Below are 13,347 nucleotides of genomic sequence, written 5' to 3'. Positions count from 1 at the left end.
TGCCTTTACACTACATGTCTTTATCAACACTTGAGAAAATGAAATGCAAGGAAAGTCCTCTGACGCGAAGAAATCAGCCGACCAGCGCAATCGCCCTCGCACAAAACCTGCTGATGTACGACTTAATGAGTTAATGAACGCTGCAGAAGCGCTGTTTCTAGAACAGGGCGTTCAAGCAACCACGATCAACGACATCGTCAAAGCCGCAGACGTGGCCAAGGGCACGTTCTACCATTATTTTTTCTCCAAAAATGAAATCCTGGGAGCGCTTGGCAATCGCTACACGGAGAACTTCCTTGCTCAACTGGAGAAAGCGCTTGAGGCCTGTGACGAAGGCGACTGGATTGGACGGCTTCGCGCCTGGATTCGGGCAAACGTGGAAACCTACGTCGACACCTATCGTATACACGACATCGTCTATACCAATCATCATCACCATGATCGCTCCAACCAGGCTAAGAACGCCATTCTTGATCAGCTATTGAGCATCATTGAGGGAGGGCGGTCCGCGGGCCTTTGGGCACCGGAAAACCCAAGAGTGGTAGCGCTATTGATCTATTCCGGTGTCCATGGCGCCACGGATGACATTATTGCGTCTCAAACAAGAGACTGCTCGCCCTTTGCCGATAGCGTTTCGGATGTTTGTCTGAACATGCTGACGTCCCCTGCAAAAAATCTTAGGTGAGGTTGACGTCGCGTTTATTCACAATCACTGCCGTTGGCACAACGACGTGAGTAACCATGCGGAGGCGTTTCCAGCCCGAGGTTTTCCCGGAACGAGCGCCCCTCATACCGCCTTCTGAGCAAACCGCGTCTTTGTAGCTCAGGTACCACCTGTTCAACGAACTCGGTTGCCCCACCAGGCAAATGTGAGAACATGATATTGAAACCGTCTGCCGCACCGCCCTCGAACCACTGCTGCATTTGGTCCACGACCATCGTCGCCGTTCCGACCATTTCGAGGCCCTGATACCCACACACGCGTCGCGCCAACGCAATGATACTCAGGTTTTCTCTTCGGGCGAGCTGGATGACCCGGTCACGGCCACTTTTGCTGGCATTGCTTTCGGGAATCTCGGGGAGCGGTCCGTTTTCATCATATTGGGAGATGTCATGCCCAAGCGCGATCGACAAGGTTGCCAGACTGCTCTCGTCATCAACCAACTGATCCAGCTGGTGTCTTTTTTCCTGCGCCTGTTCCAGAGTATCCCCCAGCACAACAAACACCGCTGGAATGATTTTCAAGGCACTCTGGCGCCCCGCTGCACGCGCCCGACGCTGCATGTCGGCATAGAACTGCCGAGCGGCCGGCAAATCAGTCTGATAAGTAAAAACCACCTCGGCTGTTTCGGCAGCAACCTGTCGTCCAGCCTCTGACGCACCGGCCTGAACCACCACCGGCCGCGTCTGGACGGGGCGCTCGACATTCAGCGGCCCACGTACAGAAAAATGAGGGCCCCGATGATCAAGCGCATGCATTTTGCTTGGATCAAAAAAGAAGCCACTTACCGCATCCCGGCAGAACGCATCTTCGTCCCAGCTCTCCCACAATCCGTCCATCACCGAACAGAATTCCCGCGCCCGCCGATAGCGGGCACTATGCTCCATATGCTGCTCGACGCCGAAATTCGCCGCTTCGTTGGGATTACTGGATGTCACTAGGTTCCAGCCCGCCCGGCCGCCACTGATGATATCGAGCGAAGCCAAACGTCGCGCAAGCATATAAGGCTCGTTGTAGGTCGTGCTGGCTGTGGCAATCAGGCCGATATGCTGTGTCACAGCAGCCAGTGCAGGCAGCAGCGTCAACGGATCAAGCGTAGCGACACTGTGCCCCCGCGCCAATGCCTCAATCGGTGCTGCTCGAACGGCCAGGGAATCGGGCAAGAACAGCCCATCGAAACACCCTTGCTCCAATATCTGGGCAAACCATTTCATCTGCTCGAAGCTGGATTGAAAATCTGGCTGAGCGCCAGGGTAACGCCATGCTCCCGAATGGATACTGGGCATCGCCAGCAGAACTATCGACCTCTGATTTCCGCTCATACCGCAGCCTCCTCTACCTTCGACAACTCCGCCCTATCCCTGACCGAGCGGTCCACAACAAGAAATGGATACCCCTGGGAACAACACTCCAGGCGCGTCAGGACACCGTAGACCTTTTGCATCAGCCCCGGCGTCAAGACTTCACGTGGCGAGCCGGTCGCTTCCACCCGGCCCTGATGGAGAACCACCACATGATCGGCAAAACGCAGCGCATGATTGATATCGTGTATGGCCAGGACCACACACATGGAACGTTCACGCGCAAGCTGACATAGCAACTCGAGCACCTCGAACTGATTCTGCAGATCGAGGGCACTGGTCGGCTCATCCAGCAACAGAACCCGAGGCTCCCGAACCAGCGCCTGGGCAATGGATACCAATTGACGCTGACCACCGCTGAGTGCGGCCAGTTCGCGATCTGCCAGGGCCTGAATACCCAATGTCTGTAGCATGCGGATAACAACATCCATTTCATCGTCATTCACCCCCCAACCGCTACCTTGCTTGCTCGCCAGCAGCACGGCTTCAAAAACTCGCAGCGACGACATCATCGATATATCCTGGGGGACGTGGGCTGGGCGATTGCAATGGTATGTTGGCCAGGCTTCAACCGCCTGCCCGACCACCTCAACCTTGCCCGCCCCCCGCAACTCACCGGCCATCCGGCGCAGCAATGTGGACTTTCCCGCCGCATTGGACCCCAGCAATGCCGTAACACTGCCAGCGCGCAGAGGACCAAAGTCCAGATTCCGCAAGATCACACGGGTACCGAATGCAACAGACACCCCTGATACGTTGAGTAGCTCCATCACAGTTTCCTCGACCGCAAGATCAAAACAAAAAACATCGGCACACCCACCAGCGAGGTAACAATACCTATAGGTATGGCTTGCCCTTCAACCAGGGTTTTACTCAACACCGAAGCAGCAGAAAGCATGCAGGCGCCACAGAGGGCCGAAGCAGGCAGCAGGAAACGCTGGTCTTCCCCCACCAGCATGCGGGCGATATGAGGTGCCACCAGGCCAACAAATCCGATGGTTCCGACAAATGACACGCAGACCGAAGCCAGCAAGCTGCCCAACAGGATTCCCTGTAAACGCAACCGGCCCACGGGAACACCAAGACTTGTTGCTCGCGCATCTCCAAGGCGCAACGCCGTAAAGGCCCAGGCTCGGCGAGCGAAAAACACCGACACAAAAAGCAGAATGGCACTCAGGATAGCCAGCTGCGGCCAACTGGTACGCGACAGGCTACCCATCATCCAGAACACTACGGCAGAAAGCGCCTGATCGGGCGCAATGTACTGCAGTGCTTCCAGTAATGCAGTAAACGTAAAGACCAGAGTGGTACCCAGCAGCACGATCATCTCGGTGGTAATCCCCCGCTTTTGGCTCAAGCGGTAGATCACCAGTGCTGCGATCATGGAAACCACAAAGGCATTGGCCGGAACGGCAAAGGCCACGGCCGATGCCGGCAGGATGCTCACCCCCAGAATCAGCCCAAGCGCAGCACCAAAACTTGCTGCCGCGGACAACCCCAACGTGAAAGGGCTTGCCAGCGGGTTACCCAGCACCGTCTGCATTTTGACACCCGCCACAGACAGGCTGGCACCAACCACCAGCGCTGTCAGTGCTACCGGCAATCGAATGTCCCACAGTATGACCCGAACAGCGAGAGGGGCATCTGGGTTCCAGAGAGCGGCCAGTACCTCCCTCGGCGTATAATGAGCCTGACCGATTGAAAGATCTGCAATGAAACACATGAATGTCAGTAAGGCGATACCTGCGAGTAGGGTCAGCCTCTGCCTGGTAAGACCGACATAGAAACACCGACCGCGCTTGAGTACAGTCGATTCGATGATAGTTGTTTCAGTCATGAGGACTCTCCATACAGGCTGAGCCAATACCCCGGCTGATAGGAAACGGGAAGAAAACGTTCATGCAGTTCGGCAAAGGTCGCGTCGGGGTCAAGCGAGTCGAACAGTTCTGGGTGCAACCATTTGGCAATGCGCTGGAGCGCCACAAAATGATACGGGTTGTCGTAAAATGGGTGCCAGATCGCATGTACCCGTCCCGTTTTAACCGCAGACAGCAACCGATAAGCCGGTCGTGCCATCAACCGTTCCAGGCGAGCCTGACCCTCGCCAATATCAGCGCCGGGCCCAAGGCCAACCCAATCACCCGCGGGCGAGTACAGGGTCCAGTTAGCCCCCGTCACTAGAACAACATCCGGTTCGGATTCAACCACCTGTTCTGGATGCAAAGTGCCAAACAGGCCATGAAGAAACCGAGCTCCAATATTCTCGCCACCAGCGACAGCAACCAGTTCGCCGAAATTGCCGTCGCCGTAGGTTAGGCAGCAATCGTCATATAGCCCGGCGGCGCGCTCGATCATGACGCTCGGTTTCGTCCGGACATGCGTTAGCGGCTGTGTTACTCGGTTGATCTGTTCCTGCCTGAAGTGCAGAAAGTCCATGGCACGGTCACGCCTCCCCAGCAACTCACCAAGAATCTGCACACTCCGGGCAGTGTTGCCCAGTACCTTAGTGCGAAAGTCTACGAACACAATGGGAATACCAACCCGCGCCAAGGTCTGCATCAGCCTGGACGACTCGACTGCCGGCTTTGAACTGAGATTCATCACGACCACGTCCGGCTCAAGCGAAATCGCGAACTCCGCTCCGATAGAGTCCACAGTCCGGCTTGGGAAGGACGGGATGCTGTCAATCTCGGGAAACGCTCTTTGGTAGGCTTTATAGCCGTCCAAATCCGCCCCCCGGAAGTTATCTCCCCAACCGATGACGTCGCCAAATGGGTCTTCGGGGTTCAGCAAGGCCATGGCATAAGCCAGGGAGCCATCGCCTAGCAAGATACGCTTGATAGGCGAATCGAGGTGAAGCCTGCGCGCGGCAATGTCAGTGATAACTATTGGAGATTGGATGCCAGCGCGCGAACGAGAGGTGGCAACAAGCAATCCTCCCGCCAGCATGCCGTTTAGCACATCGCGTCTCGAAAACGTTTTATCGAACACAATGATCACCAACGATAGTTTAATGTTGCCGTCATCGTCCGGTCTTGTCCGACGAAGCAGTAAAGGCGCGACGTGCAGCTGGCAACATACTGTTCGTCTGTCAGGTTGCTCACATTAACTGCCAACGAAGCTCCGCTCAGCTCCGACGAAAGAAAACCAAGCTGGTAGGTTAACGCCAGATCCAAGAGCGTAGCTGAAGGCACCTCGAAATCGTTACTGGGGTCGGCAAAGGTTTTGCCTAGATAGCGCACCCCTCCGCCGACCTGCAAACCGGAAAGCGGGCCATGACCAAACTGGTAGTCCATCCATGCAGAAGCGCTATGCTCAGGTGTCTGAGTCAGGCTGTTCCCTTGATACAAAGCATCCTCGACCAACTCATTGTCCAGATAGGTATAGCTGGCCATCAGGTTGAGATTACGCGCAAGTTCCGTGGTCGCCTGCAAATCAAGCCCCCGCGTGCGAACTTCACCTGCTTGGGTATTAAACCCGAGGTGATCAGCATCACTTGTTTTTACGTTGGTCTGTTCCAGCTGGAATACCGCGGCACTCAATAACGTTCCGGAACCCGCAGGTTGATATTTGATACCAACCTCTGCTTGCCTGGACTCAACCGGGACGAACGCATCCCCCTTGTAGTCTGTCCCCAAAAGCGGATCAAAGGATGTGGAATAGCTGATATAGGGCGCCAGGCCGCCATCAAATTGGTAGCTCAAGCCCGCGCGACCACTCCACTTTGTATCATCCTGATTGGTCAGTCGTGCAGTGGGAGAATAGCTGTGCGTCTCATCATCGGTTCTTGACCAGTCATGCCTTACACCAAGTGTCACAAGCCACCGGTCGTAGGCAATTTGGTCTTGAAGATATGCGCCTATGCGAGTGAAGTCTTGCTGTGATTTCCATGGTGCCTGACGACTGGCGGTAAAGTCGGGCATGATATCTGGACGATACTCTGGGCCGTAAGGATCGAAAAGCACAGGTCCGACACTGTATAACTCGTTTTCCAGAGTACCGGATGAGTAATCGATTCCCGCCAGTATGGTATGGGTCGTTGCCTCCAACTCCAGATTGCCACTCAGGTAATTGTCCATGGAGAATGTGCTCACCTTGGCAGGCGTCTGTTCGTAGTAGCCACGCAGCTGCGGCAGACCATCAACCTCCTGGTATCCGTAAACGACCCCTCGCTGGATATTCGACCTGACATCCATATAGCGTGCGTTACTGGAAAATGTCCAACTGTTGCCAAAATCATATTCGAAGAACGAACTCAGTGAGTTCTGGTCGCGCGAGGAATCCTCGAAACCCATATCCGTGAAGTTTCTCTTCCGATCGATCTCGGGATACGGGCTATCATCCAGCCCTAATACAACGGCCGGGAGGCTGTTGTAGTTGGGCAAATCTGGCTCACGAGAGTGCGTCGCCAAGATCGTCCATGACGTTTGTGAGTTTGGTCGCCAGGTCAGTGACGGTGCCAGATAGAACCGCTTGTGACGAACATCCTCAATCTGGCCCTCGGTATCCAAACCGCTTGCGGTAATGCGATAAAGCAGTGAGCCGCCATCGTTCACCGCCCCGCTGCTATCCAGCCCTATATGCTTACGGGTAAAGTTGTCGAACTGAAGGCTCACTTCATGATGTTCAACTTCCTGGGGCCTGCGGCTCACCTGATTCACAATACCGCCGCCTGTACCCTGACCGTAGATTGCCGACGAAGGACCGCGCAGTACTTCGATCCGCTCTAGTGAGTAGGGATCGATCTGTGGTAGCCAGCTTCCTGGGTTACCAATGATCCGCAAACCATCCAGATAGTAATCCGCGTCAACTCCACGGATTCGGGTGATATCAATATAACTGCCATTGCCCCCATACTTCTCGCTCGTCGCTCCAGCGGTGTAGCGCAGCGCAGAGCTACTGCTAGCAGGCTGCTGAATGTCCATCTGCCGTCGAGTGACCACCGAGACAGATTGCGGTATTTCCAGGATTGAGGAGTCGACCTTGGTCCCAGTTGTCGATTGCTCAGCCACATACCCTTGGACGGGCCCGTTTCCCATATCCCATTCACTGTCCGCGGTGACTGTCACAGCCGGTAACGTATAAATATTGGCAGATCCATCTGCGTCTTGTTTCTGAAACGCACCGTTTGAGACTTCTTCTGAATGGGCGGAAACGCCACCCGCAATTAGCATAGAAGCGGCAGCCGCCATGCAAGAAGGCACCCAGGGAGCCGAAAATCCCGACCATGATGAGATTGGATGTTTTTGGGAATGTAGTGATAAGAGGTGGCCCATATTAGTCCTAAGCAAAGAAATCAGATGGATTAATAGCAGGAATAATAACTTTCGACCGACCGCCAGTCAACATGAATGATTCGCATTTTTAACTTAGCCGAGCGTGTCACAACATTACGACGATCCGGATGGCGTTTGAGTAGATTCAGGGCGAACTGGCGCAGGGTGTTGAAGTTGGCCGGCGAATGATTGCAGCGGATGCGGCTGTCGTCTTCGCGGAAGGTGACATCCAGAACCCAGTGTAGTTGGTTCTCTATGCCCCAGTGGCTGCGCACAGCACGACCGACGGCCTGGGCTGAACCGCTCAGGGTGGTGATGTAGTAGCGGTCTTCGCGACTGACCTGGTCACCGACATGACGCTCGGCCTGAACCCAGACAATGCTCCGGAGACCGGACCACTGCGTAGGATCAGGTAGGGTCCGAAGATCTTCGACAAGCCAACAACGCCGGACTTCACAGCGGCCGTGGCCTGTATCGGTTTCCTCATAATACGTCATAGGAACACCGGCAAAGCCACCCCCATGCGCCGTGGTGAAGTAGTCGCGCAGCGCCTCGTACAGAGTGGGCTGGTTGTCTTTGACCGCAAGAATGTAGTCGGCTCCCTGGCTTACGACCTGTTCCGCGATGGCCGTCTGGCAGCCCATCGCATCGAGGGTTACGATGGCACCGCGGATCTCCAGCAAGCGCAGCAACTCGGGGATGGCGGTGATCTCGTTGGATTTCTCCGTGGTAGCCACCTGCCCCAGAGCCAACTGCTGCTCGTTCGCCCATGCGCTCACGACATGCAGGGCGGCTCGGCCGTTACGACGATCGTGCGAGCGACGCAGGCGTTTGCCGTCAATAGCGACTACATCGCCGTCCTGGATCTGTGCCACGGCCTGCGTCCAGGCCGCAAACGCCTCCTGGAACGTGTGGGCGGGCAGTCGCGCCATCACCCAGCCGAGGCAATCTTCGGAGGGAATGCCGTGGTCATAGGGAAGAAATTGCCGTAGCCAATCCAGCTTGTCGCGCCCGAAGTCGGCAATGGAGGCCCACCCATCGGCGCCACTCACGACAGCACAGATGCACAGCAGTAGAATCTCTTCCAAGGGGTATAGCTTGTTTTTGTCGGCGCGAGGGTCCTTGATGACCGATAGATGGGAAATCAGATCCGAAGACATATCACACCTCACCTTGTTGAAGATGAGGTAGGTTACGTAACTATCTGTCTATACGAAACCGATTATTCGGGAGCCCTGCACAACCAGCAGGTTGAACGCCTCATCGTATTGATTTTCAATAAAAAACCCCAAAGGCCGGACAGAGTGTCCAACATTTGGGGCGCCGTTTTGTCAGGCTTTTTGAAGTACAACCGGTACTGCTAAGTCGCGTTAGCGATAGTAAGCGTTCGTTGTATCCGAGTGATCGGTCACATCACGAATACCCGCAAGCTCGGGGATACGCTCAACCAGCGTTTTTTCCACGCCGTCCTTCAGCGTTAAATCCACCGCCGCACAGCCTTGGCAACCGCCACCAAAGGCGAGTATCGCCACTTGATCTTCAGTGAGTTCAACTAGCTTGATCTCACCACCGTGCGCGGCAAGCCCAGGGTTGATTTCACTGTAAAGCACATAGTTAACACGATCTTCCAGGGGACTATCAGCGTTAACTTTGGGCATCTTGGCATTGGGTGCTTTAATAGTGAGCTGCCCGCCCATGCGGTCGGCATTAAAGTCCACCACCGCCTCGTCTAAAAACGGCAAGCTGTTTTTATCCAGAAAGACGTTTATCTTCTCAAGCTCAATCTTTTGGTCCGTGGGCTCTTCCTCGCCAGGGCGGCAGTAAGCCAAGCAAGTTTCCGCATACGGCGTGCCCGGTTGAGTGATGAAGATACGCACCGCAATACCCTCGACGTTTTGCTTATCTAAAAGCTCAGCCAGGTAATCTTGTGCGCTATCGGTAATCTCGATACCTTTTACTTCTTCTACGGTTTCTTCTGCTGTCGTGCTCATGAGGGGTATTTTCCTCCCGTGGCAGTGGCAACGGCCACTTCACATGTCATTTGTTGCTATAGTAAGCCAAAACTAGCCGTCAGCACAATCCCGACCGTTTTAGTAGGCTTTTGCCACGCTGGAGGCTGCCACCGCGCACGCGCTCTGCTATCATACTTGCCCTTTATCATATCTTATTAATAATACCCTCTTTGCCGCTGGCAACTGCGGCACTGATGACGTTTACTGTGACGCTGGAGATCTCCCCCTGCCATGTCTGCTAGTGCCTTGACCGTGCCGCTTTCCCAACGCCTTGAATCCTCCGTTAGCAACACGCTTAAAAACACGCTTGAACAGCGCATCCTGATCCTCGACGGCGGCATGGGCACCATGCTGCAAAATGCCGAGCTGAGCGAAGAGGAATTTCGCGGCGAACGCTTTAGTGACTGGCCTTCAGATCTCAAAGGCAATAACGATCTATTGGCACTGACCTGCCCCGATGTCGTCACGCGGATTCATCGCGACTACCTTGAAGCTGGCGCTGACATTATTGAAACCAACACGTTCAATAGCACGCGCCTGTCGCAGTCAGATTACGGCATGGAAGATTTAGTACCGGAAATCAATCGCGAGTCGGCGCGCCTGGCCCGTGAGGTATGCGATGCGGTGACCAGCGAGACCGGCGTGCCACGCTTTGTGGCCGGGGTGCTTGGCCCGACCTCGCGCACTGCGTCTCTCTCACCGGATGTCAATGACCCGGCTAAGCGTAATGTCACCTTTGATGAACTTTGCGAGAACTACCGCGAAGCCGCCATTGCCTTGATCGAGGGCGGTGCTGACCTGATTCTGATCGAGACGATTTTCGATACGCTCAACGCCAAAGCCGCTATTTATTCCCTAGAAGAGTTATTTGACGACTGCGGCAAGCGCTTGCCGGTGATGATCTCTGGCACCATTACCGATGCCTCCGGCCGCACCCTCTCCGGGCAAACGACCGAAGCGTTCTGGAACTCTGTCCGCCACGCTCAGCCCCTATCAGTAGGGCTGAACTGCGCGCTGGGGGCTGAGGAGCTGCGCCCTTATTTGGAAGAGCTTTCCACCAAAGCCGACCGCTTTGTCTCCGCTCATCCAAACGCGGGGTTGCCTAATGAATTCGGTGAGTACGATCAAACGCCAGAAGAGATGGCGGCCATCGTCAGCGAATTCGCCCAAAGCGGGCTCGTCAATATTATCGGCGGCTGTTGTGGTTCCTCACCGGAGCACATCCGCGCGATTGCGGAGTCCGTCGCGGACATGGCACCACGCAAAATTCCCACGCGCAACGCGGCCTGCCGCTTATCGGGGCTTGAACCGTTTAATATTGCGGCAGACTCGCTGTTCGTCAACGTCGGTGAGCGCACCAACGTCACTGGCTCGGCTCGCTTTAAGCGTTTGATTGTGGAGGAAGACTTCACTACGGCGCTAGAAGTTGCACTGGAGCAGGTCGAAAACGGCGCCCAGATGATCGATATCAACATGGATGAAGGCATGTTGGAGTCGCAGGAAGCCATGGTGCGCTTTCTCAATCTGATTGCCGGTGAGCCTGATATCGCCCGTGTGCCGATCATGATCGACTCTTCCAAATGGGAGATTATAGAAGCTGGCCTGAAGTGTGTGCAGGGCAAGGCCGTCGTCAACTCGATCTCGCTCAAAGAAGGAGAGGCAGCCTTTCGTGAACAGGCAACCAAGTGCCGCCGCTTCGGTGCTTCTATTGTGGTCATGGCATTCGATGAAGAGGGCCAAGCCGATACCTTTGCGCGTAAAACCGAGATTTGCCAGCGCGCCTATCGTTTGCTGGTCGATGAAATCGGTTTCCCGGCAGAAGATATTATTTTCGACCCCAATATCTTCGCCATTGCCACCGGCATTGACGAACACAACAACTACGCCGTTGATTTTATCGAGGCGACACAATGGATTCGTGAACACCTGCCCCATGCTATGGTCTCCGGTGGCGTTTCTAACGTCTCATTCTCCTTTCGCGGCAACAACGCGGTGCGCGAGGCGATCCATTCCGTTTTCCTCTATTACGCCATTCGCGCGGGCCTCACCATGGGGATCGTCAATGCCGGTCAGCTGGCGGTGTATGACGATTTACCCACCGAGTTACGTGAAGCCGTCGAAGACGTGGTACTCAACCGTCGCGAGGACGCCACCGAGCGACTCTTAGATATTGCCGAACAGTACAAAGGCGATGGCAGCGGCGCGGCGAAAAAAGAGGACCTTGCTTGGCGTAGCTGGGAAGTTAACCAGCGCATCCAGCATGCGTTGGTCAAAGGTGTGACGGCCTACATTGAAGAAGACACCGAAGAAGCGCGTCATGCGGCCGCCCGCCCCATCGAGGTCATCGAAGGCCCGCTGATGGACGGTATGAACGTGGTGGGCGATTTATTCGGTGACGGCAAGATGTTCCTACCCCAGGTAGTGAAGTCAGCCCGCGTGATGAAGCAGGCGGTGGCGTATCTCATTCCTTACATCGAAGAAGAAAAGGCCGAGCTTTCCCAAGGTGAGAGCCAAACCAAGGGCAAGATCGTCATGGCGACCGTCAAAGGGGATGTCCATGATATCGGCAAAAATATCGTCGGCGTGGTACTGCAGTGTAATAACTACGAAGTCATTGACCTCGGCGTAATGGTACCTACGGAAAAGATTTTGCAGGCCACCGAAGAGCACAATGCCGATATCATTGGCCTTTCGGGCCTGATTACGCCGTCGCTGGATGAGATGGTTCACGTCGCTAAAGAAATGCAGCGTCGCGGCATGAACCTTCCGCTGTTGATCGGCGGCGCTACTACGTCAAAAGCGCACACGGCGGTGAAAATCGAGCCGCAATACGAACACCCTGTAATTTACGTCACCGATGCGTCGCGTGCCGTTGGCGTCGCGGGTCGTTTGCTTACACCCAACCTTAAAACACCTTATGTCACAGAGATTCGTGAAGAGTACGAAAAAGTCCGCGAGCGTAATGCCAAACGTCGCCCCAAAGCGGCTGACTTAAGTTATGAGCAGGCGCGCAAGCGGCGCTTTCGCACCGATTGGGCCGCCTATACGCCGCCGACACCCAACGTTGGCGGGCTCACGGTTTTCGATGATTACGACCTTGAAGAACTTATCGAGCGTCTCGACTGGACGCCTTTCTTTATGAGCTGGCAACTGGCCGGCAAGTACCCCAAGATTTTGAATGACGAAAAAGTGGGCGAAGTCGCACGTAACCTGTTTGCCGATGCGCAGAAGATGCTGCGTAAACTGATCGATGAAAAACGTGTTCAGGCACGCGGAGTGATCGGTTTTTGGCCGGCAAATACCGTGGATGATGATGTCATTGAAGTTTACAGTGACGACGAGCGTCGCGACGTAGTGGAGCAGCTACACCACATTCGTCAGCAAACCACCAAAGGGCGCGACGGTCTCTGCTATAGCCTGGCCGATTTTATTGCGCCGAAAGCAAGTGAACAGCCCGATTGGATTGGCGGTTTTGCGGTAACCACCGGTCACGGTGTGCACGAGCTGAGCAAAGCCTATGAAGCCGCTGGCGACGACTACAACGCCATTATGGTTCAAGCACTCACCGACCGTTTAGCCGAGGCCTTTGCCGAACGCATGCACGAACGCGTGCGCAAGGAATTCTGGGGCTATGTCCCCGAAGAAGCGCTGGATAATGATTCTCTTATTGCGGAAAAATACCAGGGCATTCGTCCTGCACCGGGCTACCCTGCTTGCCCCGATCACACAGAAAAAGCCACGCTCTTCCGGTTGCTCAATGCCACCCATAATACCGGCCTTGAATTAACCGAGAATTTTGCCATGTGGCCAGCGGCAGCGGTATCGGGTTGGTACTTCTCCCACCCGCAATCGAAGTATTTCTCGACGGGAAAAATCACCCGCGATCAAGTCGAAGTCCTCGCGGAGCGTAAGGGCATGACACTTACCGAACTAGAGCGTTGGCTTGCCCCTGTGCTCTCTTACGACCCGAGCTAACC

At 55.1% G+C, this 13,347-nt stretch carries 9 protein-coding genes; 2 read left to right on the top strand and 7 right to left on the bottom strand.

Annotated elements, in window-relative coordinates:
- Positions 1–133 precede the first annotated feature (133 nt).
- Positions 134–685 carry a TetR/AcrR family transcriptional regulator gene (locus tag M8006_RS09165; RefSeq protein WP_250081441.1) on the top strand — a complete coding sequence of 184 codons (552 nt, stop codon included), beginning with the start codon at positions 134–136 and terminating at the stop codon, positions 683–685.
- A 14-nt stretch (positions 686–699) separates the two neighbouring features.
- On the opposite strand, the gene M8006_RS09160 is transcribed toward M8006_RS09165, so the two are convergent.
- From M8006_RS09160 to nfuA, 7 genes are all read right to left on the bottom strand, one after another.
- Positions 700–2,043: an LLM class flavin-dependent oxidoreductase gene (locus M8006_RS09160; protein WP_250081439.1), complete on the bottom strand. Its 1,344-nt coding sequence runs from the start codon at positions 2,041–2,043 to the stop codon at positions 700–702.
- A complete protein-coding gene (locus M8006_RS09155; protein WP_250081436.1) occupies positions 2,040–2,804 on the bottom strand; it encodes an ABC transporter ATP-binding protein in 765 nt (254 codons plus the stop codon). The genes M8006_RS09160 and M8006_RS09155 overlap by 4 nt, the downstream gene beginning before the upstream one ends.
- Before the next feature lie 47 nt (positions 2,805–2,851).
- A complete protein-coding gene (locus M8006_RS09150) occupies positions 2,852–3,919 on the bottom strand; it encodes a FecCD family ABC transporter permease (protein WP_250081434.1) in 1,068 nt (355 codons plus the stop codon).
- A complete protein-coding gene (locus M8006_RS09145; protein WP_250081432.1) occupies positions 3,916–5,073 on the bottom strand; it encodes an ABC transporter substrate-binding protein in 1,158 nt (385 codons plus the stop codon). Before M8006_RS09145 ends, M8006_RS09150 begins: the two co-directional genes overlap by 4 nt.
- Before the next feature lie 5 nt (positions 5,074–5,078).
- A complete protein-coding gene (locus M8006_RS09140) occupies positions 5,079–7,274 on the bottom strand; it encodes a TonB-dependent siderophore receptor (RefSeq protein ID WP_250081430.1) in 2,196 nt (731 codons plus the stop codon).
- 113 nt (positions 7,275–7,387) lie between these two features.
- Complete coding sequence (locus M8006_RS09135; protein ID WP_250081428.1) at positions 7,388–8,518, bottom strand: ISAs1 family transposase; 1,131 nt, start codon at positions 8,516–8,518, stop codon at positions 7,388–7,390.
- Positions 8,519–8,728: 210 nt separating this feature from the next.
- The gene (gene nfuA / locus M8006_RS09130) at positions 8,729–9,349 is read right to left on the bottom strand and encodes a Fe-S biogenesis protein NfuA (protein WP_250081425.1); all 621 of its coding nucleotides are present in this window, start codon (positions 9,347–9,349) and stop codon (positions 8,729–8,731) included.
- A 252-nt stretch (positions 9,350–9,601) separates the two neighbouring features.
- On the opposite strand from nfuA, the gene metH reads away from it, so the two are divergent.
- Positions 9,602–13,345: a methionine synthase gene (gene metH / locus M8006_RS09125; RefSeq protein ID WP_250081422.1), complete on the top strand. Its 3,744-nt coding sequence runs from the start codon at positions 9,602–9,604 to the stop codon at positions 13,343–13,345.
- Positions 13,346–13,347: the final 2 nt, after the last annotated feature.

The organism is Halomonas llamarensis (assembly GCF_023555005.1).
GTDB lineage: Bacteria > Pseudomonadota > Gammaproteobacteria > Pseudomonadales > Halomonadaceae > Vreelandella > Vreelandella llamarensis.
This window is presented reverse-complemented; position numbering and strand designations above follow the sequence as displayed.